Origin of the sequence: Nocardia sp. NPDC057353 (assembly GCF_042667085.1) — a bacterium.
Taxonomy (GTDB): domain Bacteria; phylum Actinomycetota; class Actinomycetes; order Mycobacteriales; family Mycobacteriaceae; genus Nocardia.
Genome location: NZ_JBHVAK010000024.1, coordinates 4,936 through 25,666, shown reverse-complemented (window position 1 = coordinate 25,666; position 20,731 = coordinate 4,936). Strand labels below are relative to the sequence as shown.

The 20,731-nt window shown below is 71.6% G+C and carries 26 protein-coding genes and 1 pseudogene; 19 read left to right on the top strand and 8 right to left on the bottom strand.

The annotated features are described in order from the left end of the window. Positions 1-86 precede the first annotated feature (86 nt). Genes ACFUUZ_RS14970 through ACFUUZ_RS14960 form a run of 3 tightly spaced genes read left to right on the top strand, consistent with a single transcriptional unit; the run spans position 87 to position 2,075 of the window. Positions 87-998 (top strand): ABC transporter ATP-binding protein, encoded by a 912-nt coding sequence (locus tag ACFUUZ_RS14970; protein ID WP_378696338.1) that lies wholly within the window; start codon positions 87-89, stop codon positions 996-998. Further along, complete coding sequence (locus ACFUUZ_RS14965; RefSeq protein ID WP_378696336.1) at positions 995-1,849, top strand: ABC transporter permease; 855 nt, start codon at positions 995-997, stop codon at positions 1,847-1,849. The genes ACFUUZ_RS14970 and ACFUUZ_RS14965 overlap by 4 nt, the downstream gene beginning before the upstream one ends. Beyond that, positions 1,839-2,075 carry a helix-turn-helix transcriptional regulator gene (locus tag ACFUUZ_RS14960; protein WP_378696334.1) on the top strand — a complete coding sequence of 79 codons (237 nt, stop codon included), beginning with the start codon at positions 1,839-1,841 and terminating at the stop codon, positions 2,073-2,075. Before ACFUUZ_RS14965 ends, ACFUUZ_RS14960 begins: the two co-directional genes overlap by 11 nt. Position 2,076: 1 nt before the next feature. Here ACFUUZ_RS14960 and ACFUUZ_RS14955 read toward each other — a convergent pair whose 3' ends face one another. Then, positions 2,077-2,943, bottom strand: a complete 867-nt coding sequence (locus ACFUUZ_RS14955; protein WP_378696332.1) for an NAD(P)-dependent oxidoreductase — start codon at positions 2,941-2,943, stop codon at positions 2,077-2,079. A 177-nt stretch (positions 2,944-3,120) separates the two neighbouring features. Here ACFUUZ_RS14955 and ACFUUZ_RS14950 point away from each other — a divergent pair, with 177 nt between their 5' ends. Further along, on the top strand, positions 3,121-3,447 hold the full coding sequence (locus ACFUUZ_RS14950) for a winged helix-turn-helix transcriptional regulator (protein ID WP_378696453.1): 327 nt from the start codon (positions 3,121-3,123) through the stop codon (positions 3,445-3,447). Here ACFUUZ_RS14950 and ACFUUZ_RS14945 read toward each other — a convergent pair whose 3' ends face one another. Continuing rightward, positions 3,448-4,620: a glycerate kinase gene (locus ACFUUZ_RS14945; protein WP_378696330.1), complete on the bottom strand. Its 1,173-nt coding sequence runs from the start codon at positions 4,618-4,620 to the stop codon at positions 3,448-3,450. Positions 4,621-4,682: 62 nt separating this feature from the next. Continuing rightward, a complete protein-coding gene (locus ACFUUZ_RS14940) occupies positions 4,683-6,281 on the bottom strand; it encodes an alpha/beta fold hydrolase (RefSeq protein ID WP_378696328.1) in 1,599 nt (532 codons plus the stop codon). A gap of 229 nt (positions 6,282-6,510) precedes the next feature. Here ACFUUZ_RS14940 and ACFUUZ_RS14935 point away from each other — a divergent pair, with 229 nt between their 5' ends. Continuing rightward, positions 6,511-6,819 carry a GNAT family N-acetyltransferase gene (locus ACFUUZ_RS14935; RefSeq protein WP_378696326.1) on the top strand — a complete coding sequence of 103 codons (309 nt, stop codon included), beginning with the start codon at positions 6,511-6,513 and terminating at the stop codon, positions 6,817-6,819. Here ACFUUZ_RS14935 and ACFUUZ_RS14930 read toward each other — a convergent pair. Then, entirely contained in the window at positions 6,816-7,727 is a 912-nt protein-coding gene (locus tag ACFUUZ_RS14930) for an AraC family transcriptional regulator (protein WP_378696324.1), read from the bottom strand. The genes ACFUUZ_RS14935 and ACFUUZ_RS14930 overlap by 4 nt on opposite strands. A gap of 135 nt (positions 7,728-7,862) precedes the next feature. On the opposite strand from ACFUUZ_RS14930, the gene ACFUUZ_RS14925 reads away from it, so the two are divergent. Beyond that, positions 7,863-8,615: an SDR family NAD(P)-dependent oxidoreductase gene (locus ACFUUZ_RS14925; RefSeq protein WP_378696322.1), complete on the top strand. Its 753-nt coding sequence runs from the start codon at positions 7,863-7,865 to the stop codon at positions 8,613-8,615. On the opposite strand, the gene ACFUUZ_RS14920 is transcribed toward ACFUUZ_RS14925, so the two are convergent. Continuing rightward, the gene (locus tag ACFUUZ_RS14920) at positions 8,612-9,373 is read right to left on the bottom strand and encodes a lysophospholipid acyltransferase family protein (RefSeq protein WP_378696320.1); all 762 of its coding nucleotides are present in this window, start codon (positions 9,371-9,373) and stop codon (positions 8,612-8,614) included. The two genes, ACFUUZ_RS14925 and ACFUUZ_RS14920, sit on opposite strands and share 4 nt — an antisense overlap. Before the next feature lie 82 nt (positions 9,374-9,455). On the opposite strand from ACFUUZ_RS14920, the gene ACFUUZ_RS14915 reads away from it, so the two are divergent. From ACFUUZ_RS14915 to ACFUUZ_RS14905, 3 genes are all read left to right on the top strand, one after another. After that, a complete protein-coding gene (locus ACFUUZ_RS14915) occupies positions 9,456-10,097 on the top strand; it encodes a YqgE/AlgH family protein (protein ID WP_378696319.1) in 642 nt (213 codons plus the stop codon). A 62-nt stretch (positions 10,098-10,159) separates the two neighbouring features. Further along, positions 10,160-10,723, top strand: coding sequence for a sigma-70 family RNA polymerase sigma factor (locus ACFUUZ_RS14910; RefSeq protein WP_378696317.1), 564 nt, complete (start codon positions 10,160-10,162; stop codon positions 10,721-10,723). Then, entirely contained in the window at positions 10,720-11,511 is a 792-nt protein-coding gene (locus ACFUUZ_RS14905) for a zf-HC2 domain-containing protein (RefSeq protein ID WP_378696315.1), read from the top strand. Before ACFUUZ_RS14910 ends, ACFUUZ_RS14905 begins: the two co-directional genes overlap by 4 nt. 48 nt (positions 11,512-11,559) lie before the next feature. Here ACFUUZ_RS14905 and ACFUUZ_RS14900 read toward each other — a convergent pair whose 3' ends face one another. Next, on the bottom strand, positions 11,560-12,165 hold the full coding sequence (locus ACFUUZ_RS14900; protein ID WP_378696313.1) for a hypothetical protein: 606 nt from the start codon (positions 12,163-12,165) through the stop codon (positions 11,560-11,562). A gap of 180 nt (positions 12,166-12,345) precedes the next feature. On the opposite strand from ACFUUZ_RS14900, the gene ACFUUZ_RS14895 reads away from it, so the two are divergent. The 4 genes from ACFUUZ_RS14895 to ACFUUZ_RS14880 all read left to right on the top strand — a co-directional run bounded on the left by ACFUUZ_RS14895 (position 12,346) and on the right by ACFUUZ_RS14880 (position 14,675). After that, a complete protein-coding gene (locus ACFUUZ_RS14895) occupies positions 12,346-12,804 on the top strand; it encodes a hypothetical protein (protein ID WP_378696311.1) in 459 nt (152 codons plus the stop codon). A 34-nt stretch (positions 12,805-12,838) separates the two neighbouring features. Further along, the gene (locus ACFUUZ_RS14890; RefSeq protein WP_378696309.1) at positions 12,839-13,177 is read left to right on the top strand and encodes a hypothetical protein; all 339 of its coding nucleotides are present in this window, start codon (positions 12,839-12,841) and stop codon (positions 13,175-13,177) included. After that, on the top strand, positions 13,174-13,449 hold the full coding sequence (locus ACFUUZ_RS14885; protein WP_378696307.1) for a hypothetical protein: 276 nt from the start codon (positions 13,174-13,176) through the stop codon (positions 13,447-13,449). Before ACFUUZ_RS14890 ends, ACFUUZ_RS14885 begins: the two co-directional genes overlap by 4 nt. Before the next feature lie 680 nt (positions 13,450-14,129). After that, entirely contained in the window at positions 14,130-14,675 is a 546-nt protein-coding gene (locus ACFUUZ_RS14880; protein WP_378696305.1) for a DUF3592 domain-containing protein, read from the top strand. Positions 14,676-14,709: 34 nt separating this feature from the next. Here ACFUUZ_RS14880 and ACFUUZ_RS14875 read toward each other — a convergent pair whose 3' ends face one another. Further along, on the bottom strand, positions 14,710-15,162 hold the full coding sequence (locus ACFUUZ_RS14875) for a hypothetical protein (RefSeq protein WP_378696303.1): 453 nt from the start codon (positions 15,160-15,162) through the stop codon (positions 14,710-14,712). A 58-nt stretch (positions 15,163-15,220) separates the two neighbouring features. On the opposite strand from ACFUUZ_RS14875, the gene ACFUUZ_RS14870 reads away from it, so the two are divergent. Next, positions 15,221-15,493: a hypothetical protein gene (locus ACFUUZ_RS14870; RefSeq protein WP_378696301.1), complete on the top strand. Its 273-nt coding sequence runs from the start codon at positions 15,221-15,223 to the stop codon at positions 15,491-15,493. Continuing rightward, positions 15,490-15,867 carry a hypothetical protein gene (locus ACFUUZ_RS14865; RefSeq protein WP_378696299.1) on the top strand — a complete coding sequence of 126 codons (378 nt, stop codon included), beginning with the start codon at positions 15,490-15,492 and terminating at the stop codon, positions 15,865-15,867. The genes ACFUUZ_RS14870 and ACFUUZ_RS14865 overlap by 4 nt, the downstream gene beginning before the upstream one ends. Positions 15,868-16,182: 315 nt before the next feature. Here the strand turns inward: ACFUUZ_RS14865 and ACFUUZ_RS14860 are convergent, their stop codons facing one another. Continuing rightward, positions 16,183-17,271, bottom strand: a complete 1,089-nt coding sequence (locus ACFUUZ_RS14860) for an alpha/beta hydrolase family protein (protein WP_378696297.1) — start codon at positions 17,269-17,271, stop codon at positions 16,183-16,185. Positions 17,272-17,344: 73 nt separating this feature from the next. Between ACFUUZ_RS14860 and ACFUUZ_RS14855 the strand changes: the two genes are divergently transcribed. From ACFUUZ_RS14855 to ACFUUZ_RS14840, 4 genes and pseudogenes are all read left to right on the top strand, one after another. Continuing rightward, on the top strand, positions 17,345-17,587 hold the full coding sequence (locus ACFUUZ_RS14855) for a hypothetical protein (protein ID WP_378696295.1): 243 nt from the start codon (positions 17,345-17,347) through the stop codon (positions 17,585-17,587). 91 nt (positions 17,588-17,678) lie between these two features. Beyond that, the gene (locus ACFUUZ_RS14850; RefSeq protein ID WP_378696293.1) at positions 17,679-17,990 is read left to right on the top strand and encodes a hypothetical protein; all 312 of its coding nucleotides are present in this window, start codon (positions 17,679-17,681) and stop codon (positions 17,988-17,990) included. Positions 17,991-18,811: 821 nt separating this feature from the next. After that, a complete protein-coding gene (locus ACFUUZ_RS14845; RefSeq protein ID WP_378696291.1) occupies positions 18,812-19,282 on the top strand; it encodes a hypothetical protein in 471 nt (156 codons plus the stop codon). Positions 19,283-19,407: 125 nt separating this feature from the next. Continuing rightward, positions 19,408-20,731 (top strand): annotated as a pseudogene (locus tag ACFUUZ_RS14840) (hypothetical protein); the annotation flags it as partial.

The following is a 20,731-nucleotide window of genomic DNA, read 5'->3' as shown; positions in this document are numbered from 1 at the left end:
AGCTGCCTGTCAATAACAGCAGACCCCTGTCGCCCTGTAGTACTTCTGCTACATAATGACGTCGACAAACTATGGGGAGGTGCCGGATGAGCATCGCAATCGACGTCGAAGAACTCCGCATGCGGTACGGCGACCGCGACGTGCTGCACGACGTGACGTTCCAGGTGCGCGAGGGCGAGGTGCTGGTGCTCCTCGGCCCGAACGGCGCGGGCAAGACCACCACCATCGAGATCCTGGAGGGGTTCCGGCAGCGCTCGGCGGGCCGGGTCTCGGTGCTCGGTGTCGACCCGGAGGGCGGCACCGAGGCGTGGCGCGCCCGGGTCGGGGTGGTGCTGCAGTCCTGGCGCGACCACGGCAAGTGGCGGGTGCGCGAACTGCTGGAGCACCTCGGCCGCTACTACGCCCCCTACGCCACCCCGGAGCGCGAGCGGCCGTGGCGCGTGGACGAGCTGCTCGAGGTCGTCGGGCTGGCGGAGCACGGAGACCGCAAGGTCATGACGCTCTCCGGCGGCCAGCGCCGCAGGCTGGACGTCGCCATCGGCATCGTCGGCAGGCCGGAGCTGCTCTTCCTGGACGAACCCACCGCGGGCTTCGACCCGGAGGCGCGCCGCGAATTCCACGACCTGGTGCACCGGCTCACCGACGAGCTGCGCACCACGGTGCTGCTCACCACGCACGACCTGGACGAGGCGGAGAAGCTCGCGGACCGCATCCTGATCCTGGCGGGCGGCCGGATCATCGCCGACGGCTCGGCGGACGCGCTCTCCCGCAGCGTCGCGGGCGCCGCGGAGATCCGCTGGACCCGCGGCGGCGAGCGCTTCGTGCACACCGCGGTGGAGTCCACCGAGTTCGTACACGACCTCTTCCGCCAGCACGGCGGTGAGATCCGGGAACTCGAGGTGCGCCGCGCCTCGCTGGAGGACACGTACATGACGCTGGTGCGGCACGCCGAATCCGGTGCGGCCGACGTGCGCTCGCTCACGGAGGTGACCCGATGAACCCGATATCGGCAGCGGTGCGCACCGGGCTGCGCCGCGGCGCGATCGAGATCAGGCAGACGCTGACCAGCGGGCAGGACCTGTTCGGGCTGGCGATCTGGCCGCTCTCCTCGCTGATCACCCTGTTCTTCATGCGCGATGCCACCTTCCAGTCCAGCGAGATCGGGCTCGGCGCGCTCGCCCTGCCGAGCCTGCTCGGGCTGCTCATCGTCTTCAACGCGCTCTTCGGGGTCGCGGGCGCGCTCGCCACCGACCGCGAGGACGGCACGCTGCTGCGCGCCAAGGCGACCCCGAACGGCATGACCGGGTACCTCACCGGCAAGATCGTCGCCGCCGCCGCGCTCGCGGTGGTCCCGGCCGTCCCGGTGCTGATCGGCGGGCTCGCGCTGATGGGCGACGGCCTCGATTTCGGCACCCCGGACCGCTGGCTCGCGCTCGCCGCCATCACCGCGCTCGGGCTGCTGGCCACGCTGCCGCTCGGCGCCGCGCTCGGCTCGCTCTTCACCAGCCCGCGCAACCTCGGCTACCTCACCCTGCCGATCATGGGGCTGGTGGCGATCTCCGGCATCTTCTACCCGATCACCGCGCTGCCCGGCTGGCTGCAGGCGGTCGGGCAGGCCTTCCCGATCTACTGGATGGGGCTCGGCACCCGCGCCGCCATGCTTCCAGACACCGCCGCCGCGGTGGAGATCGACGGGTCGTGGCGGCACCTGGAAACCATTGCGGTGCTCGGCTTCTGGGCCGTCATCGGGCTGGTGCTCGCACCCCCGTTCCTGCGCCGAATGGCGCGCCGCGAGTCCGGGTCCAGCGTGGCGGCCCGGCGCGAGAAGGCGCTGCAGCGTGCCTACTGAGGTCATCTACAACCGGATCGCCATGCTGCGCGCCGAGCGCGGCGTCTCCCGGCGCGAGCTGGCCGAGGCGCTCGGCGTGCACTACCAGACCGTCGGGTACCTGGAGCGCGGCGAGTACAGCCCCAGCCTGCACCTGGCGCTGCGGATCGCCGCCTACTTCGAGGTGGCCGTGGAGGTGGTGTTCGCCACCGCCCCCTTCCCCCGGATCGGCAGCGAGACCGGCTGATTCACGCCCCGCGCATGAGCTCAAGGATCGAGACCGGGCGGCCCGCGGCCTTCGAGGCGTCCAGGCCGCGCTGCCACCAGGCCATCGAGGCGTGCGAGAGCGTGGCGTCCACCCCGACGTCTTCGCTGGCGTCCACGATGTGTCGCGCCCCGGCGATCATCATCCGGTACATCGATTCGTCGTACCCGCCACCGGCTTTCGCCGCCGCCACCGACTCAGCCAGGAACGACGGGTACGCGCCCGCCGAGCGCTGCGCGTAGGGCAGGAAGCGGTCGATGTCGTGCCCGCTGCGCTCGATCACCGCGAGCGCCTGGTCGACGGCGAGCAGCCACGGGTGGAAGGTGACCAGCAGCGCCTGGTAGAAGACCTGCGCCACCCCGTCGTCGGCGCCGAGGTACTCCGGCGGGCTGAGCGGTCGCAGCAGCTCGCGGTGGCGCTCGAAGACCTCGGCCGGGCCGCCGTAGAAGATGTACGAGGCCGGGTGCGCGATGTCGTCGCCCGCGGACATGACGCCGCCGGAGAGGAATTCGGCGCCGTGCCCGCGCACCCAGGCGCCGCCGCGCCTGGTGTTCTCCGGCGAGTCGGAGGAGAGGTTCACGATGGTCCGGCCGGGCAGCGCCGCGGTGGCCTGCCCGAGCACGTCGTACATGGCGGGGTAGTCGGTGAGGCTGAGCACCGCGACCTCGTTGGCGGCGAGCGCCCCCGCCACCGAATTCGCGGCGGTGGCGCCGAGCGCCACCATGTCGTCGACCTTGCCGCGGCTGCGGTTCCACACCGTCACCGCGGTGCCCGCGGCGAGGAAGGCGCGCACCATGGCGCGGCCCATCGGACCGAGCCCGATCACCGTCACCGCCGTGTTCTGAGACATCTCTGGAGCCCTTCGCTGGTCTGTCGGATAGTTTCGGCGCCGGTTCCGATGCTGGTCGCGGCCGGTACCATCGACAAGAGCGCACGTCGGGGCGGGGCAACCCCACCCGCGGGTACGTGACCTGGTCAGGAGGCGGCGGTGGACCCGAATGGTGACGCGGATCACGAGGTCTGCGGCATGACCGTCGCCATCGACGTGGTCGGCGGCAAGTGGCGCATGCACCTCATGTGGGTGCTCGGCGAGGGCGCGCACCGGTTCGGCGAGATCCGGCGCAAGCTGGACGGGGTGAGCGAGAAGGTGCTCACCGAGAACCTGCGCCACCTGGAGGCGGCCGGGATCGTGCACCGCGAGGTCTTCCCCGAGGTGCCCCCGCGCGTCGAGTACACGCTCACCGACCTCGGTGAGTCGCTCCGGGTCGCGCTGCTCCCCCTCGAGGAGTGGGGCGACCGCCACCGCGAGCACGTCGCCCGGTGCGAACTGGACGACACCCTCGCCGGAGTCTGATTACTGGACCCGAGCCCGCAGGTAGTGCTCGGCAATGCGCTCCCCCAGGTGGACCAGGAGCGGGCGGGCCTGCGCCATGCAGCGCGCCGGGTCGGGTTCGAGCTCGGTGAGCGGGTGACACCCCGCGAAGCCCGCTTCCCGCACCTGCTCCGCGGTGAGCAGCGAGCGGCCGGGGGTGACCACGCACGGCACGCCCGCCGCCGTCGCGGCGGCGAGCACGCCGAGCGGCGCCTTCCCGCGCAGGCTCTGCTCGTCGAACGACCCCTCCCCGGTCACCACCAGCGCCGCCCCGTTGACCAGGTCGGCGAACCCGAGCAGCTCGAGCACCACATCGATCCCGCTGCGCACCGTCACCGGCATGAGCACGGCCAGCGCGCCGAGCACCCCGAAGCCGGTGCCGCCCGCCGCGCCTGCGCCCGGCCGCACGCCTGCGTCGCCGTACCGCTCCACCGGGAATGCCTCGCCGACCACCCTGGCCCAGTTGGTGAGCGCCGCCTCCAGGATCACCAGCTCCGCAGGCCCCGCCCCCTTCTGCGGCCCGTAGACCGCGACCGCGCCCGCCGGGCCGAGCAGCGGGTTGTCCACGTCGCAGGCCAGCGTCAGCCGGGCCCGGCGCAGCAGCGGGTGCAGCCCGCCCGCGTCCAGCCGCGCGGCGTCGGCGAGCGCAGCGCCACCGGGCGGCAGCTCATTGCCCCTGGCATCCAGGATCCGGGCCCCGAGGCCGCGCAGCATCCCCGCCCCGCCGTCCGAGGAGGCGCTGCCGCCGAGCCCGAGCACCAGGTGCCGCGCCCCCGACTCCAGCGCGTGCGCCAGCACCGTGCCGAGCCCCTCGGTGCCCGCGCCGAGCGGGTCGAACCGCCCCGCGGGCAACTTCGCCGCCCCCGACACCGCCGCCAGCTCCACCACCGCGGTGTCGCCGCGCACGGCGTACGAGGTGGGCACCGCGGCACCGGTCGGGCCGGGCGCGACCAGCTCGACCCGCCGCCACCCCGCCGTCACGAAGGCGTCGACCGTGCCGTCCCCGCCGTCGGCGACCGGCACCCGGTGGATCCGGGCGGCGGGCACCGCCCTGACCACCCCGGTCGCCAGCGCGTCGGCGACCTCGGGTGCGCTCGCCGACCCCTTGAACTTGTCCGGGGCGAGAACCACCCGCGGACTCGGTTCCCGCGTCATCGGCCCATTGTGGGACGCGGCTCGGGCGCGCGCACGTCGGGCATCCGGATGCACGTGCAGCGCTACGGCAGCGGGGCCTGTTCGGCCCGGTCGATCTCGACCGCGCCGGTCTCCAGGTAGCGCACCACCGCGTCGTCGACGGCGGCGTTGCCGCGGCCGAAGGTGCCGTGGTCACCGCCCTCGATGGTGATCAGCCGCCCGTGCACCGCGCGGGCCAGCGCGGGCCCGCCCTCGTAGGCGGTGAGCGCGTCGTGGCGGCTCTGCAACAGCAGCGGCGGGGTCTGCAGCGCGGCGCCGTCCACCGCGACCGGCTTCGCCACCGGGCGCCACGAGCCGCAATTCATCCCGGCGCGGACCAGGTTCGCCCGCGCCTCCATGGCGCTGCCGCCGGAGGCGATGGTGGCCGCCGCCGCGGCGATCAGCTCCGGCCGCGGCTCGACCGCGTTCTCGTTGCAGGTGATGGCGGCGAAGACGACCTGGCCGGTCGGGTCGGAGCTGCCCGCGCCCTCCAGGGCGAGCAGCTTGCCGGTATTGCGCGGGTCGGCGTTGGCGTCGGCCATGGCGCGGGCGAAGTTCGGCCAGAATGCCCTGGTGTAGGTGGCGACGGTGGTGGCGCCGAGCAGCGGGACCTGCGCCGAGGCGCCGCCCGCGACCAGCGTGCGGGTCAGGTTCTGCACCTTGCCGATCTGCTCGACGCTGCCGTTGAAGCCGTCGCGGGCGATCTCGGCGAGCGGCTCGGGCAGCGCGCCTGGCAGGTCGGAGACGGCGGCGGGCGGCGGGGTCAGGTTGGCGTACCAGCCGCCGCCCTGGTCGGCGACGAGCCGCACCCAGTTCCGGTAGACCTGCAGCGGCGTAGTGCCGAGGCGGTACTCGCCGTCGTGCTCGGCGATCCAGGCGAAGAGGTCGTCCAGCCGCTGCTTCCCCGCCACCTGTTGCTGGGCGAACTCCTCGGTCCACACCCAGTCCGGATTGACGTTGGAGTCGAGAATCATCCGGCCGGTGTGGTCGGGGAAGAGCGTGGCGTAGACGGCGCCGAGGTAGGTGCCGTACGAGGTGCCGAGGTAGTCGAGCCGCTCGACGCCGAGCGCGGCGCGCACCGCGTCCAGGTCGCGGGCGGTGCTCTCGGTGGTGATGGTGTCCAGGTAGCCGGGGAGCGCGGCCTCGCAGGTGGCGCGCATGTCGTCGCGGGGCCGCAGCGCGACCTCCTTGACCCCGACCGGCGCGGGCTCGGTGCCGTCCGGTTTCACCGCGCAGTCCAGGGGTGTGGACCAGCGCATGCCGCGCGGCTGCACCGCGATCCGGTCGTACTGCGCCAGCACGGCGGGGAAGGAGTCGATCCGGCGGGCCCAGTAGTCCAGCGCGTCCGCGCCCGGCCCGCCCGGGTTGGCGGCGATCACGCCGCGCGAGCTGCCCTCGGCCCTGACCCGGCTGACCGTCAGTTCGATCTGCGCGCCGTCCGGGTCGGCGTGGTTCATCGGCACCTCGACCACGGCGCACTGCACGCCGGCACCGGCGGGCACCGCCCCCTCCGGGCAGTCGCCGAACGCCACCGCGGGCGCCGCGGCCGCGGGCGCGAGCAGGGCGGGCACCGCCGTCGTCGTGCCGAATACCCCCGCCACCAGGAGCGCGGCCACCCCGGCCGCGCGCTGTGCGCTCGTCATCTTCCGTCCCTCCCGGGCCCGCGCCGCGGCCGCCCCGAGCTCATGAACCGGGCGGCGGGCCACAAGCATTCTCTGCGGCGCAGGCGCGTCGGACAAGTCCACCGGCCGGATTTTCCGCACGCCCGCCGCGCCCGGCGCACCGCCCGACCGGGCGGAGGCGGCGCGGAACCGCTGGCCGCGAATCGGATTCGGGTGCGCGGTCGCGCCCCGCACCGAGTAGCGTCGAGCCATGCCGATCGAGGTCCGCACCAACACCGCCCTCGAGCGGTTCGAGCTCCACATCGACGGGGCCATCGCCGGGTACGCCGAGTACCAGGACACCGCGGGCGAGCGCGCCTTCGTCCGCAGCGAGATCTACGCCAGCCCCGACCGCGGCCACGCCGCCACGCTCTTCGAGGCCGCGCTGCGCGCCACCAGGGCGCAGGGCTTCGAGGTGCTGCCGATGTGTCCGCTGGTCAACCGCTACATCGGCACCCGCGCCGAGCACGTGGCCGCGGTGCCGTCGTGGGCCCGCAGCCAGTTCGGGCTGCCGCTCTAGGCAACCACTTCCCGCGCCTGATTCCGGAACTGGGAGGGTGACGCGCCGACCACCCGCCGGAAGGCGGTGCTGAACGCGCTCTCCGACCGGTAGCCCGTCGCCCTGGCGAGCTCGGAGACGGACTGGGTGCCGCGGGCCAGCGCGTCCCTGGCGAGGCTCATGCGCCACTGGATCAGGTACTCCAGCGGGGGGATCCCGACGTGGCTCTTGAAGGCATGGGCGAACGCGGAGCGCGACATGTGCCCGATCTCCGCGAGCTCCTCGAGGCTCCAGTGGTGCGCGATGTCGGCGTGCACGGCGCGCAGCGCGGCCCCGACGCCGTCCTCGTTGAGCGCGCCGAGCCAGCCGGTGGGCCGGTCGGTCGCGGCGGCGCGCGCGCGCAGCATGTGCACGAGCAGGATCTGGGCGAGGTGATTCTGCACCAGCGGGCCGCCGGGCGCGGCGCTCCCGACCTCGGTGGCGAGCAGCTCGATGAGCTGCGCGAGCGGCCTGCCGTGCGGGTCGGTGTCGTGGACGGTCACCAGCGGCGGCAGCAGGTCGGTGAGCAGGGCGGCGTTCCGGTCGTCGAAGGCGATGTGCCCGGCGCAGAGGTACAGCTCGTCCGGGGACTCCGGGCCGATCCGCACCAATCCGTCCTCGGCGCGGGCCTGCACCGGGTCCGCCGGTCGCGGCGGGACATCGGGCGAGGAGGCGAGGACGTAGGGCGGCGGATTGCCCAGCATGAAGGTGTCACCCTGGCGCAGCCGCACCGGTTCGTGGCCGTCGAGCAGCAGCCAGCACGTGCCCTGCACCAGCCCGCCGATGCGCACATGCGGGAACGGGTCGAAGCGCAGCGCCCACTCCCCCGCGGCCCGCAGGCTCGGCCCGATCACCGTGCGCGGCCGGAGCAGCCCGATCGCGTCGGCCACGGGATCCCGAAATCCGAGCACCGCTTCCTCCTGGACGATCTGTAAAGAATGCCGGACTCTGCATCATGGATAGTACTGCCGATCTTCCGGACCATCGGTATCGAAGGTTTCGGCATCGACAGTGGAGACAGCATCATGGGACACCTGGAAGGCAAGACGGCGCTCGTCACCGGAGGCAGCACCGGCATCGGCCTTGCCACCGCCGTGCGGCTGGCGGACGAGGGCGCGCACGTCTTCGTCACCGGCAGGCGCGAGGCCGAGCTGCGGGCGGCCGTCGCGACCATCGGCGCCGAACGCGCCACCGCGGTCCGCGGCGACATCGCCGAGCCTGCGGATCTCGACCGGCTCTACGCCGCGGTCTCGGAGCGCGGCCGCGGACTGGACGTGCTCGTGGCGAACGCGGCGATCGGCGCGTTCGTGACCCTGGAGGAGACCACCGAGGAGCACTTCGACCAGGTCTTCGCGGTCAACGTCAGGGGAACGGTGCGCACCGTGCAGAAGGCGCTGCCGCTGCTCAACAGCGGAGCATCGGTCGTCCTGGTCGGCTCGACCGCAGGCGACCGCGGCGTTCCCGCCTTCGGCGCCTACGCGGCGTCCAAGGCGGCCGTCCGCTCCTTCGCGCGGACCTGGGCGAACGAGCTCAAGGACCGGAACATCCGGGTCAACGTGGTCTCCCCGGCCTGGATCGAGACGCCGGGCGGCACCGCCGCCTTCGGCGACGAGCAGGCCGCCCGCGCGGTCGCGGAGAACGTCGCGGCCACCGTGCCCGCGGGCCGCATGGGCAGGCCCGAGGAGGCCGCGGCCGCCATCGCCTTCCTGGCCTCGGCCGAGAGCAGCTACGTGACCGGCGCGAACCTCTACGTCGACGGCGGCGCGAACCAGATCTAGTAGGCGGCGACGGCCCCGTCCAGCGCGTACTGCAGCTCCGCCCGCACCAGCCGGGAGATCTCGGCCGGGCGGGTCGGCAGCTCGGTCACCGGGTACCCGAAGTAGAAGGACGACCCGATCACCTCCCGCTTGGACGGCTCGGTGCCGTCGCCGGGCCGCGGCCCGTAGCTCAACCCGAGGCAGACCAGCGCGGGCTCGGCCCCGAGCTTCTGCGCGCGGAAGGCGATGTGCCCGATCCCGCTGCCCACCGGCTGCACCCGGCCCGGGTCGACCACATTGCAGGTGCCCTCCGGGAAGACCGCCAGGTGATCGCCGCGCGCGAGCCGCTCGGCGCAGATGTCCATCATGCGCTGACCTGCGGCGTTCACCGCCCGGAGGCCGTGGTCCTTCCCCCGGAACACCGGAATCGCCCCCATCATGTCCACCTGCTTGCGCAGCTTCGGCTCGACGAAGAGCTCGTCCTTCGCCAGCACCCTGACCCGCCCGATGAGCCGCCGCAGCGGACTGCGCCAGGCCGCCGCGGCGACCGTGTACGGGTCGTGCCTGGAGAGGTGGTTCACCGCGATCAGCAGCGGCCGCCCCGAGCGCACCAGCGCCTTGACCGCGTCCGGCGCCCCCTCCGCGTAGTGCACCCGCGGCCGGAACCGGCGCGCCAGAAACGCGTACGCGCCCAATGCCTTCGCCCGGTTCTGCCGATGGTCCCGGTAGAAGTCGTACACGGTGTCGAAGTCGTCGAGAAGCACCTCGGGCGGTCGCATGGCACGACTCTACGGCGCGGGACGGCCGCTTTCCCACCGTAGAGGGCGAGCGCGGCGGGCCCGCAACTGCGATGATGTCCGGGTGGCACGCGCAGACGACCCCGACGATCGCAGGACCCGCGGGCACGGCGACCACGGTCGCCGCGATCACCGGCCGGGCGAGCCCGTCGTGCGGGCGGGCAGTCTGCTGGTCTCCGCCATCGACCTCGCCGAGCCGACCTTCCGACGCACCGTCATCTACGTCATCGAGCACAACGAGGCGGGCAGCCTCGGCGTCGTCCTGAACCGCCCCAGCGACACCGCCGTGCACGACGTGCTCCCCCGCTGGAGCGAGGTCGTCTCCGCGCCGCAGACGCTGTTCGTCGGCGGCCCGGTCAAGCGGGACGCCGCGCTGTGCGTCGCGACCGTCCGCGTCGGGGTCTCGATCACCGGCGTGAACGGCCTCCGCCGGGTCGACGGCCGCGTGGTGCTGGTGGATCTCGACGCCGACCCCGCCGAGATCGGCCCCCTGATCGAGGGCGCCCGCATCTTCGCCGGCTACGCGGGCTGGACCTTCGGGCAACTGGAGGGCGAACTCGACAACCACGACTGGTACGTCGTCTCCGCCCTCCCCGCCGACCCCATCGCCCCCGGCCGCCCCGACCTCTGGGCCCAGGTGCTTCGGCGTCAACCCCTCCCCCTCTCGCTCCTGGCTTCGCACCCGATCGAACTAGAACGCAACTAGCCTCGTGTAACTCCTCGACAGAGGAGGACAACCCGTGAACCACCCCCCGCTCCGGTGAGCCGATGGACGCCGCCAGCTCGCCCCCACCCCACCCGGAGAACGCACCGTGGGCCGCAGCCGACACCGACCGGGCCACACTCATGGCCGTCCTCTACCGCGACCACGCAGCGGTGCTCTGGCGCTACACCCTCGGCCTGGTCCGGGACGCCGGGCGAGCCGAGGACATCGTCCAGGAGACGCTGCTCCGCGCCTGGCAGCGCCCCGCGGTCCTCGACCAATCAACCCATTCGGCCAGAGCCTGGCTCTTCACCGTGGCCAGGAACCTCGCCGTGGATGACCACCGCAGCGCCCGCAACCGGCGCGAATTCCGCACCGACGCGCCGCCCGAGCAGGCGACGCCCGACCACTCCGACCGGGCACTCGACGGGTGGGTGGTCGCCGACGCGCTGGCCAAACTCGGCGCCGACCACCGCGAGGTGATCGTGCGCGCCTACTATCGCGGGCTCTCGACCCAACAGATCGCCGACGAACTGGGTATTCCGCCCGGGACGGTGAAATCCCGGATGCACTACGGCATGCGGGCCCTACGTCTCACGCTGCAGGAAATGGGGGTGACGAACCGATGACCGACTTCGTCGACGACTACACGACGTGGGATGCCCCCTACGTGCTCGGGTCGCTCACCCGCGCGGAACGCCTGGAGTTCGAGGAGCACCTGGAGGGGTGCTCGCGGTGCCGCGCGGCCGTGGCCGAGCTGGCCGGGATGCCCGGGTTGCTCGGGTTGGTGAGCGCCGAGACCGCCCTCAGCCTCGGGACCGACCCGGAATCGGAGGCCGCGCCCACCGGTCCGCCTACCCGAGCGGGCACCGCCACGCCCCTACCCGCGGCAGGCCGTGCGGACCTGATCATCCCGAACACCGTGCCCGGCCCCCCTGCCGACCTGCTCCCCCGGCTCGCCGCCGCGAGCGAACGCGAACGCCGCCGCTCCCGCTGGCTCACTGCGGGCGCCGCGCTCGCCGCCGCGGCAGCCGCCGTCGCCATCGCGATCCCGGTGGTCGCGGCGGTCACCGCGAATCCGGAACCCGTCGGTACCGAGCAGGTCTTCGCGGAGCGGGCAATGGAGCCGCTGCGCGCCAGCCCGGTCTCGGCCGACTTCCGGCTCGTGGCCGACGGTGACCGTACCCGGGTCGAGATGACCTGCAGCTACGCAGGCGCGGGCACCGGCTACAGCTGGGAGTTCGGCCTGGTCGCCACCGGCGTCGACGGCACCCGCTGGAACCTCGGCCAGTGGCCGGCGGGCCCCGGCGACGTGGTGACCCTGGAGCGCACCGTCCCCACCACCCCGGACCGCATCCGCAGCGTCGAGATCACCTCCGCCGCAACCGGCGACACGGTGCTCCTCGGCACGGTCTGAGCACGCCGACCGCCCCTGTCCCGGCAGGACAGGGGCGGCTCCGGTCGTTCACCGGTAGACGTACTTGCCGAGCGCGCTCTGCAACTCGGTCAGCATCGGAGTCGTGAACAGCCATTCCCGCTCGTGCGGTTCGAGCCGCACCATCATCGGGCACTCGCGGGAAAGGCTCCCGAGAATCTCCTCGGTGCCGACCAGCTTCGCCGACTTCGCCTCGTAGACCCGGGCGACGTATCGCCCCCGGAACAACGGCATCCGCTTGTTCCCGGTGTAGTCGCAGCCCTGGAGGAGTTCGCCGCCGTCCCGGCTGGTTCCCAGACAGACGATGAGCTGATATCTGAGCGGGTCCGACTGGTTCATCCACTCGGGCGGGTTCACCGGCATATTCCACACCGCGCCGAAATCGCGGTTGAATATGGCGACCGGATGCGGCGCGGGACCGACGTAGGCGTCCGCCGCCGGGTAGAACCCCGGCTCCGGGAAGCACGGTTTGTTCATGCCCTCGATACCGTGCGGTGTCTTGGCGGCCGTCGGAATCCCGGGCACGCTGGTCGCCTCGCCCGTGATCCTCGAAGACGCGCCACAGCCGGCGAGCGCCAGCACCACCGATGCCGCTCCCGCCCATCGGAGGACGAACCGACCCTTGTTCGCTGTCACGCGCATTTCTTGTGCTTTCCTGCTGTCCACGCCGGGGTATGCCAGGTGGCAGATTAGCCCCAGCGCGCTCTGCTGAGGCAAGGACCGTCCGGTGCTCCGCACCCGTCGGTCCCCCTCGCTACAGTGACAGTCTCGGGGCGGGCACAGGCGCGCGCCCTATGCCCGATGGGGGAGGAATTGATGTCTCGCACAGTGCTTCTGGGCGCCTTGGTGGCCGCGGCCGCCGCAGCCGGAATGGTGACCGCACCGACGGCCGCGGCCTGGACCGAAGAGGACGCGCGGCTCGCCGCCTGCGATTTCGCCCGCGAGGTCAGCACCTACGACCACACCGCGCTCGACGACTACTTCCAGCGCGTGCGCGACCGCAGCACCGGAGCCTTCGCCGCGGACTTCGCCGAGGCGGAACCGTCGCTGCGGCAGGCCATGCAGCAGGCCCAGGTGCGGTCGTGGACCGAGTGGGCCGAGTGCGGATCGACCGGCGGCGACCCGTTCCGCCAGACGATCCTGATCACGCTGAGCCAGGTACTCACCAACATCGATATTCCTGAACCCAAGGCCCAGCACGTCACCATCACCGCCACCGTCGATAACGTCGGCGGCCGCTGGCTGGTCAGCGAGGTCGACTCGCCGAACCTGTAGCAGTCCTCCTGCGAGCGACTCGAGCGTGCACACGTTGAGCGATCCGGTGCCGCCCGCAACCACCAAACCGCGCCCCGGCGGCGAGAACGACCCGCGGTTCTGGCGGCAAACCGTCCTCGCCACCATCGCGCTGTTCCTCCTCGGGTACCTGTGGTTCCTCGCCGTGTGGAACATGCTCGGCGTGGACCGGTACTTCCTCGCCGTGGCGATCGCGGCGGGCTCGACCCTGGTGCCGCCCCTCGCGCTGGCACCCATCCGACATCGGCGCCGCGGCCGTGCGCTGTTCGCCGCCGCGGCCGCCGTCATCGTCACCTGGCTGGTGGCGCTGTTCGTCATCGCCGTCCTGATAGTCCGCGCGAGCGGTCCCCCGTGAGCGAGCCACGTCGGTCGCGGAACTGGATCGGGCGCCCCACCTTCACCGCCATGACGATCGCCCTGACCGCGTACCTGACGCTCTCGCTGCTCCCCTACCTCGTCATCCTCTGGCTTTTCGTGCTGGTCCCACTCCAACTCCTCACCGGGCTGGCGCTTCTCGCCCGCCCGGGCACGAAACGCCAGGCAGGCGTCGGCCTGCTGCTCGCCCTCCTGACCGCAATCACGGCCACGCTCACCTGGTTCCTGCTCGCCCCGACCAACAACCACTGACCGGCGGAACCGATCGTTCGCGTCGAGCCGTCGGCTCGCCGCCGCATGGTCACCGCCCGGACTTCTTCCGGTGGCTGGTCCGGGCTCGGCGCAGTCGGGTGCCGCGAGCGAGGTGCCGCCATCGCCGGGCTGATCGGCGAGAAGGTCGGCGGTGAGCGCGCGCAGGACGTCCGGCGCCATGGATGCTCGCGCACTTGTCGCCGGACTGCGCGAGCAGGATATATTGCCCGGTCCGGCCGGCATCTCGACTGGCGGATCCGCCATCTCCGACCCATCGGAGCACTGTCTCGTTCAGTGTCACCTGGTCGAGCACGGGGGCGGGACCACCGGCTACATCACGGCTGCTGTGCCCTGATCCCGACCATGCGCCACCGTGCCCCATCCCATGGAGCATCAGCATGGATGCCGAGCAGGACATAACCGCCGATCGTCGCGAGCAGTACGACGACGTTGTCGAGCAATACCGGATCGAATCCGGCGCCGGCTGACTCCGGGGGCGGATTCGGCAAGGGCCGCCCGGTGAGTGTTCGAGTCCCGGTGCGACATTGATGGCCAAAGCGGGTTCGACAATCGGCGACGCCGGACCGGAAAGTTACCGCAGCCTGCACCACCATCTCCTGTTCAGATGATCGCCGTATGCAGGACCTGTCGAGACCACCCTGGATCAATATCCTGTTGCCGTGCACGGCTTCTGGGACTACGTGAGCGCCGCGGCGGTCGCTCTGTTCGAGGTGGCACAACTCGCCATCGGCATCGCGATCTTCCGGCAGACCATCGAGCGGGCGACGCTGTGGCTGCGTGGGCATCGGGCGCGCGCCACCATCACCTCGGTCGGCGAGGAACGCGACGCCGATAGTCACCGCGCATTCAGGCCGATCGTCGAGTTCATCGGAGCAACCGGAAAACCCCGGCGCATCGCACTGGCCGAGACAGTGACGAGCCGCCCCCACATCGGTGCACGGATCACTGTGGTCTACAGACCCGACGACCCTGAACACGTGGACGCACTAGGCATCGCCAAGGGCCTCGGAAGCCTCGTCGTGTCCCCGATCCTGGTGGTCGTCGGGGTCGTCGCCATCGTCCTCCCCATCGCGTACCTGCTCGGCCTCGACGGCGTGCTGTCGTGGAGTGAACAGGCCTCCAGTGCCACGTTCGACTGGCTCGAAGAAGCCCTCGACGGCCCGCTGGGCAGACTCCGGGCAGTCCTTTCGGACTGGCTCGGCTGACGCAGCCGTGGCAACCGCTGCCACCAACGCGCGTTCAGCGCAGCTGATCGGCGATCGTCTGCATACCCTCGCGGATCAACTGCCCATACGCGTCGTCACCAAGCGCACCGATCGTGTCCTGCGCGTGGGCGAGGTACTCGCGTGCCCGGTCCAGATCACCCAGCTTGCGGTAGCACTCGGCCAGATTCAGATACAGCGACGGGTACAGCGCGGCCGCCGAGAGTTCCACGCCTGCCCGCGCAGTGTGCTCATCGGTCACCAGCGCGGCCACCGCCAGCGCTCGCTGATCCCAGGCCAACTCGGCACCGGGGTCGTCCTGCATGTCGGCCAGCGCATGCGCGAGGGTGCACTGCGACAACGGGTCGCCATCCTCGCCGCCGATCTCCTCCCAGATCCGCTCCATCTCCAGGCGGGCGGCTTCCCGCTCACCGGCATGGCCGCGCTGCACCACCTGACCGATACGCAACAGGACAGGGTCGGTGATCATCGGCAACTCCTCGTTCGACAACGCCACTCCCGATAGGCGATGAAGGTAGGATAACCGGATGAGCACGCGGAAGGTCTCCCTGACCCTGCCCGAGGAACTCCTAGCCCGGGCCGAGAAAGCCGTCGCCACCGGCCGAGCCCGCTCGGTCTCGGCCTACATCGCCGCCGCGGCAGGCTCTGGCGAAACCCGCACCACCGTCGACGAGGTGATCGCCCGCTGGCGCGCCGAACACGGCGAACCCAGCGCCGAACAGCGTGCCGCGGCCGAGGCCCGCGCCCGAGCACTGTTCGACCGCGCCGACACCCGCTTGCGCGGCGACGGCGCCGCGTGAGACCCACCGCCGCCGGGACCATCCTCGACGCCTCCGCACTGCTCGCGCTCCCGCACAGCGTCTACGGCCAGGCCCTGATCGAGATCAGCGTGCGCGAGCACCGCCCCTTGGTCATCCCGGCCACCAGCCTCTACACCGCCGCCCTCGCCGGCGCCGACCCCGCCGACTTCGACGCCGTCGGGTTCACCGTCACCCCGCTCAGCCAAGTCATCATCCCCGGCCTGGTCCTTCTCGGGCACACCGCCGGCGCGTCCATCAGCACCGACCTGGTCCACGTCGCCTGGGAAGCCAGGGCGGCCGGTTACCCCGTCCTCACCGCCGACCCCGACCCGTATCGCGTTCTGTCCGCGCCGCCGGACCTCGAAGTCATCTGACCCGCAACTACGTCGCCGCTTGCCTAGCCCGGGCAGCGCCGCCAGCCGTAGGCGAACTACTCGTCAGGAGTTGTCACTCGCGCTGCCCGGTGCAAGATCAGCAGAACAGGGGGCGGGATGCCTCGCCAATCCACTCCGCCAAGGGTTACCACCCGAACGCTTCGACCCAGCGAGGGCTCACATACGCGGACCCAGTGACAGCCTTTCGTCTCGCTCACGAATTGAGGAAGTGACGCACAAAGGTTGCCTGATAACTACGGTTATCGGGCAATGCTCCGGTCTTGGGGTGCTGGTCGACCGGGCGTGGTGCCTGCTCTACGAGTAGGGCACGACCTCGGGCTGGGCCAGGCCGGTGATCGCGGTGGCGAGGTCGCCCCGGGCGAAGACCGTGTCGAACCAGCTGCGCAGGAGGCTGCGTTGCAGCGCGATGGATCGGTCGGCGTCGATGCCGCCGACTACCTTCTGCTTTATCTCGCCCGGGAGGAGCCCGGCCTCGGCGAGCCGGGCCAGGATGAGCTGCTGGTCGCAGAAGGACATGTGCTCGGTGCCCAGCACCCGTAACGGCACCTTGATCCCGGTGCCGGCGGGCCAGTAGGGCTCCCAGCCGGGCCGGCCGAACCACGGGGAGAACTCCCCGGCCAGCATCAGCAGCGGCTGGGCGAGGCCGTCCTCGGCGGCCGGGCCGAGGACCGGGCCGTCCAGGTTCACCCCGGCCCGGATCCGCGGGTCGGCGTGCAGGGCGCCGATCGTGGTCGACCCGCCGAGGGAGTGTCCGAACATCGCCACCCGCGACAGGTCCAGGTTTTCCGCGAGCCCGGCCGGCAGCGCTGCGGCGGGCTGCTCGCCGGCGGCCGCGGTGGTGAGTTCGTCGAGGACGAAGCGGATGTCGGCGACCCGGGTGGGCAGCAGCAGATCGCGCAGGACTTCCCGCGGAGAGTCCAGCGGCACCCGGGTCTCGGCGGTGCGCCCGTCGGGGAACCGCACGGAGAAGGCCTCGTGGGTGTGGTTGAGCGCGACCACCGCGTAGCCGTGGCTGGCCAGGTCCTCGGCTTGGGCGGTGCTCCAGCCGGTCGCGTCGCCCATTCCGGGGGAGTTCAGCAGGACCGGGATCCCGCCGCCGCCGTGCTGGGCGGGTGCGTCGGGCAGGCTGTTGCCGGCCGCGAGGCTCCAGGTACCGGCCTCGACGCCGAGCTGGGTGAGGAAGTCCTCCTGCTCGGCGTGGCCGCCCGGTGGCATCCACGGCGCGGGCTCGCCGCCGGCGGTGGTATCGGCGGGGTACCAGATCTGGGCCAGCACCTCCCGCGGGCCGCCGGTCCAGGGATCGGTGCGAGTCGGATCGGTCAGGTGCCACTCGGTGACCCCGACCGGGGATGGGCCGGTCGGGGTGGGCAGCGTGATGCTCACTGTCGGCTCTCGCGGCGGTGATGCCGCGGTTGTCACCCCGGCAGCACCTCCGAGCAGGACCACACCCGCAGCCATGATCGCCGTCGCCCGCCGTAAACCGTTGCCCGTCAACGCCTACCCCCAGCCTGTCGTATCGGTGGCCCGGAGCCTACAAGCCGCTCTCCACGCGGAACTTGCCGACCAACTGCCGCTCAGCCGGTCGAGCACGCTCTGCGGCCGGGTCGATCCGATCGCGGCGGCGCTGGGCTATTCGCCCCTGTCTCTGAATCGGCGCGCACTCTCAGTGGACATCGCAGAGAATCGAAATATCGTCTGATCAGCGGATATCAGGATCGGGAGTGTGCTCGTAGCGTGAATGGTCAGCCGGGGTCTGCCCGCCCGGTGCCGCTTCAGGGCAGGAGAAATCCATGCGCTCGAAGTTCTTCGCTCCCGTGCTGGCCACGCTGGCGCTGGTGACCGCGGCGGTGGCGGGTTCGGGTACCGCCTCCGCCCAGCCCTACGGGATCGACATGCACCTGGCCTGCCAGGTCACCCACGGGACGATCGGATGGCGCGCCACGCTGGCCTATCCCGCGCAGGGCGGGTGGGGCTGGCGCTGCTACTCGGTGCCGATCTCGACCGGCTACAAGTCCGTCGACATCGAGAAGTACTGCTGGAACGTCTACGGGCTGCACGCCCGCGGTGGCTCCACCGCCTACAACTGGCGGTGCGACTACTGATCCCGGCAAGCCGGAGTGTGCGGGGCGAGTCGGCCCGAGTGCGCTCCGGCTGGATCGGTACGGACGCTGCTGACATCGTGTACCGGCAGCACCGCTCGATGAGCGTCACGCTGGCGGCGTCGGACGGTTCGAGAGTCGAGCCACCGCAGCCGGCTCGGCGGGGAAGAACGGGAGAAGGCCCCGCCGGTGGGCGAGGCCTTCCTCGGGTGCTGGAGCCGGGTCAGCTGGTGAGCCACTCCCAGCCCTCGGTGAGTGGCCTGTTCGGCGGCGGCGCTGAACAGCCGGCCCGCCGCGGCGGCGAGGAAGGTGGTCGCTGACCGTCCAGGACGTCATGGCCCGGGAGAAAGCCGCACCGGAGCCGTAGCGGCGTGCGGGCGCTGGTGCGGTGGGTCACCCCGATGCGCGCCGGCACCGGGGTACCGGCAAGCGCTCCGGGGCCTTCGCCATCTCGATGCCGCGCCCGCCGGCGAGAGGCACCGGGCCGGACGATCTCGGCCGTAGCCAGCCGGAATGGAGAGTTGGTTGCCGTCTCGATTCCTTGGTTTCGAGACGACCTCGGCAGCTCCACCGCTCCGGGCGGAACCTCGACGTCGACCCGTCTCGTACCCCCGTCTCGAATCGTGACCGCCGATAAGAAAATCGAACCGGGGGTCTGGACCCAAGCCCGAGCGGTCGCCCGCGGTAGCGAGGCCACCAGCGGGTGTCGGTAGTTCGAATGACGGTGCAGGGTGGGGTTCTCGGCTAAATTGTGCGGGTTCGCCAGGTCGGTGATGTCGTGCCGAGGCTGGCTCGTGAGCGGGAGTGGGGAGGATTTCGTCGTGGTGGAGACGGTGGCGGCGATCGTCGCGCAGGCGCTGGCTGCTGGTGCGGTCGCGGGGCTGGGTGAGAGCGCTCAGCAGGCGGTGGCCGATGCCTACCAGAAGCTGAAGGGGCTCGTGACCGGCCGCTACGGGCAGGTGGATGTGGCCGCGCTGGAGCAGCGCCCGAACTCCGAGCACCGCCGCGTCGAGCTCGCCGAAGACCTGACCGCGGCCGGTGCCGATCAGGACGTCGAGTTGCTGGCGGCAACGCAGACGCTGGTCGCGATGCTGCGCGCCCACGAAGCCTCCGCCGGCGCGGCGGTCGGTGTGGACCTGGAGCAGATCGAGGGCGCCGCGCTGCGGATCAAGCAGGTCGACTCGACCGGGACCGGCGTCCGGATCTCGCGCGGCACCTTCAGCGGCGATATCGAGATCGGCTCGGTGCGCGCCGGGCACCGGGAACCCGGAGACCCTTCCGCGGCGCCCCGGTAACCTCCCGCCCGGCAGCGCCACCCGCCACAGGCTTCGGGGGCACCACCTACGTCCTGCACGACAACCGCGCGGAGACGATCGTGCTCGGCGGCCCCAGCACGGCACCCCCGCCACAGCCCGCGATCGTGGGCCCGCTCGTGGTCGGCCGGATTCCCCGCGAGCCGCGCAGTTACGTAGTCCGCCCGCAAACGGCCCGGCTGGAGGCGGAGTCCAGCGGGTTGTGGCGGGTGGCGTTGGTGACCGGGATGCGTGGCGCCGGGAAAACGCATGTGGCCGCCGCGTACGCCCGCGGCCGGCTGGCGGCCGGTGTGGGGTTGGCCGGGTGGGTGGATGCCGAGTCCCATGAGACTCTGTATGCCGGGCTGGCCGAGGTAGCTTTGCGCCTCGGCGCCGCCGACCCCGGTGACGATCCGGTCGAGTCGGCCTATCGGCTGCGCGATCACCTCAACGCCCGAGTCGGGGCCGGAATGCTGGTCCTGGACAACGCCATCGACGTCGACCTCGTGCGCCAGCTGCTGCCGGTCTCCGGCGGCACCCAGGTCGTGATCACCAGCACCGTGCGCAGCTTCACCTCGCTGGCTGACCTGCTCGTCGACGTCGGAGGCGGATACACCCGGGACCAGTCCGTGGCCTACCTGAACTCGGTCACCGACCTCAAGGACCCGATCGGTGCGGACGCGATCGCCGACGAGCTGGGAGACCTCCCCTTGGCGCTGGCGACTGCCGCGGCCGCGATCGCCGCCTCCGGCGCGACCTACGAGCGGTTCCTGCGGCGCGTCCGCAGCCAGCCCCTGCCCCGGGCACTGCGCCACCGCGTCGGGCAGGAACATCGGCTGCGCGTCGACCAAGCGATCACCCTCTCCCTCGACGACGCCCGGACCCCGACCGGCGACCCCGAACTCGACACCGCCGTGGGGTGGCTGCTGGAGTTGTTCGCCGTTCTCGCCCCCGCCGGGATCGGCCGCGACCTGCTCACCCACCCAAACCCCGAACTCGACGAGTGGGTCGACGACGCCATCGACCACTGCGTCCAGCGATCCCTGCTGACATGGTCGACCAGCAAGGAATCCCTGCTGGCGCACCGGCTCACCGCCCGTGCTCTGCGCGAGCAGATCCTCGACTCCGGCCACGCCGAGACCGTCCTCACCACAGCCCTCGACGTACTCGAACCGCACCTGTTCGATGAAGACCAAGCCTGGGCACGCCGACTCGAAGGGACCCGGCTGGTCGACCACATCAACGCCATAACCAGCAGCGAGTTGCCCAACCACGCAACTCGGGCATCACGAACCCGAGTCTTGAAGGCTCGCCGATGGGCCACACGCCACCTCACGAAAACCGCCGCCCTCACCCCAGCCATCGAACTCGCACACGACACCCTCGCCGAGCACGAACAGATCCTCGGACCCGACCACCCCGACACCCTGACCACCCGCCACAACCTCGCCC

Bases quoted from the DNA above. Each gene is read 5' to 3' on its own strand.
- ACFUUZ_RS14920 (WP_378696320.1), bottom strand. From the start codon at position 9,373: ATGCGACCGCCCGAGGTGCTTCTCGACGACTTCGACACCGTGTACGAC.
- ACFUUZ_RS14950 (WP_378696453.1), top strand. From the start codon at position 3,121: ATGACCGTCGCCATCGACGTGGTCGGCGGCAAGTGGCGCATGCACCTC.
- ACFUUZ_RS14855 (WP_378696295.1), top strand. From the start codon at position 17,345: ATGATCGCCGTCGCCCGCCGTAAACCGTTGCCCGTCAACGCCTACCCC.
- ACFUUZ_RS14935 (WP_378696326.1), top strand. From the start codon at position 6,511: ATGCCGATCGAGGTCCGCACCAACACCGCCCTCGAGCGGTTCGAGCTC.
- ACFUUZ_RS14955 (WP_378696332.1), bottom strand. From the start codon at position 2,943: ATGTCTCAGAACACGGCGGTGACGGTGATCGGGCTCGGTCCGATGGGC.
- ACFUUZ_RS14940 (WP_378696328.1), bottom strand. From the start codon at position 6,281: ATGACGAGCGCACAGCGCGCGGCCGGGGTGGCCGCGCTCCTGGTGGCG.
- ACFUUZ_RS14965 (WP_378696336.1), top strand. From the start codon at position 995: ATGAACCCGATATCGGCAGCGGTGCGCACCGGGCTGCGCCGCGGCGCG.
- ACFUUZ_RS14875 (WP_378696303.1), bottom strand. From the start codon at position 15,162: ATGATCACCGACCCTGTCCTGTTGCGTATCGGTCAGGTGGTGCAGCGC.
- ACFUUZ_RS14850 (WP_378696293.1), top strand. From the start codon at position 17,679: ATGCGCTCGAAGTTCTTCGCTCCCGTGCTGGCCACGCTGGCGCTGGTG.
- ACFUUZ_RS14905 (WP_378696315.1), top strand. From the start codon at position 10,720: ATGACCGACTTCGTCGACGACTACACGACGTGGGATGCCCCCTACGTG.
- ACFUUZ_RS14910 (WP_378696317.1), top strand. From the start codon at position 10,160: ATGGACGCCGCCAGCTCGCCCCCACCCCACCCGGAGAACGCACCGTGG.
- ACFUUZ_RS14925 (WP_378696322.1), top strand. From the start codon at position 7,863: ATGGGACACCTGGAAGGCAAGACGGCGCTCGTCACCGGAGGCAGCACC.
- ACFUUZ_RS14895 (WP_378696311.1), top strand. From the start codon at position 12,346: ATGTCTCGCACAGTGCTTCTGGGCGCCTTGGTGGCCGCGGCCGCCGCA.
- ACFUUZ_RS14870 (WP_378696301.1), top strand. From the start codon at position 15,221: ATGAGCACGCGGAAGGTCTCCCTGACCCTGCCCGAGGAACTCCTAGCC.
- ACFUUZ_RS14945 (WP_378696330.1), bottom strand. From the start codon at position 4,620: ATGACGCGGGAACCGAGTCCGCGGGTGGTTCTCGCCCCGGACAAGTTC.
- ACFUUZ_RS14970 (WP_378696338.1), top strand. From the start codon at position 87: ATGAGCATCGCAATCGACGTCGAAGAACTCCGCATGCGGTACGGCGAC.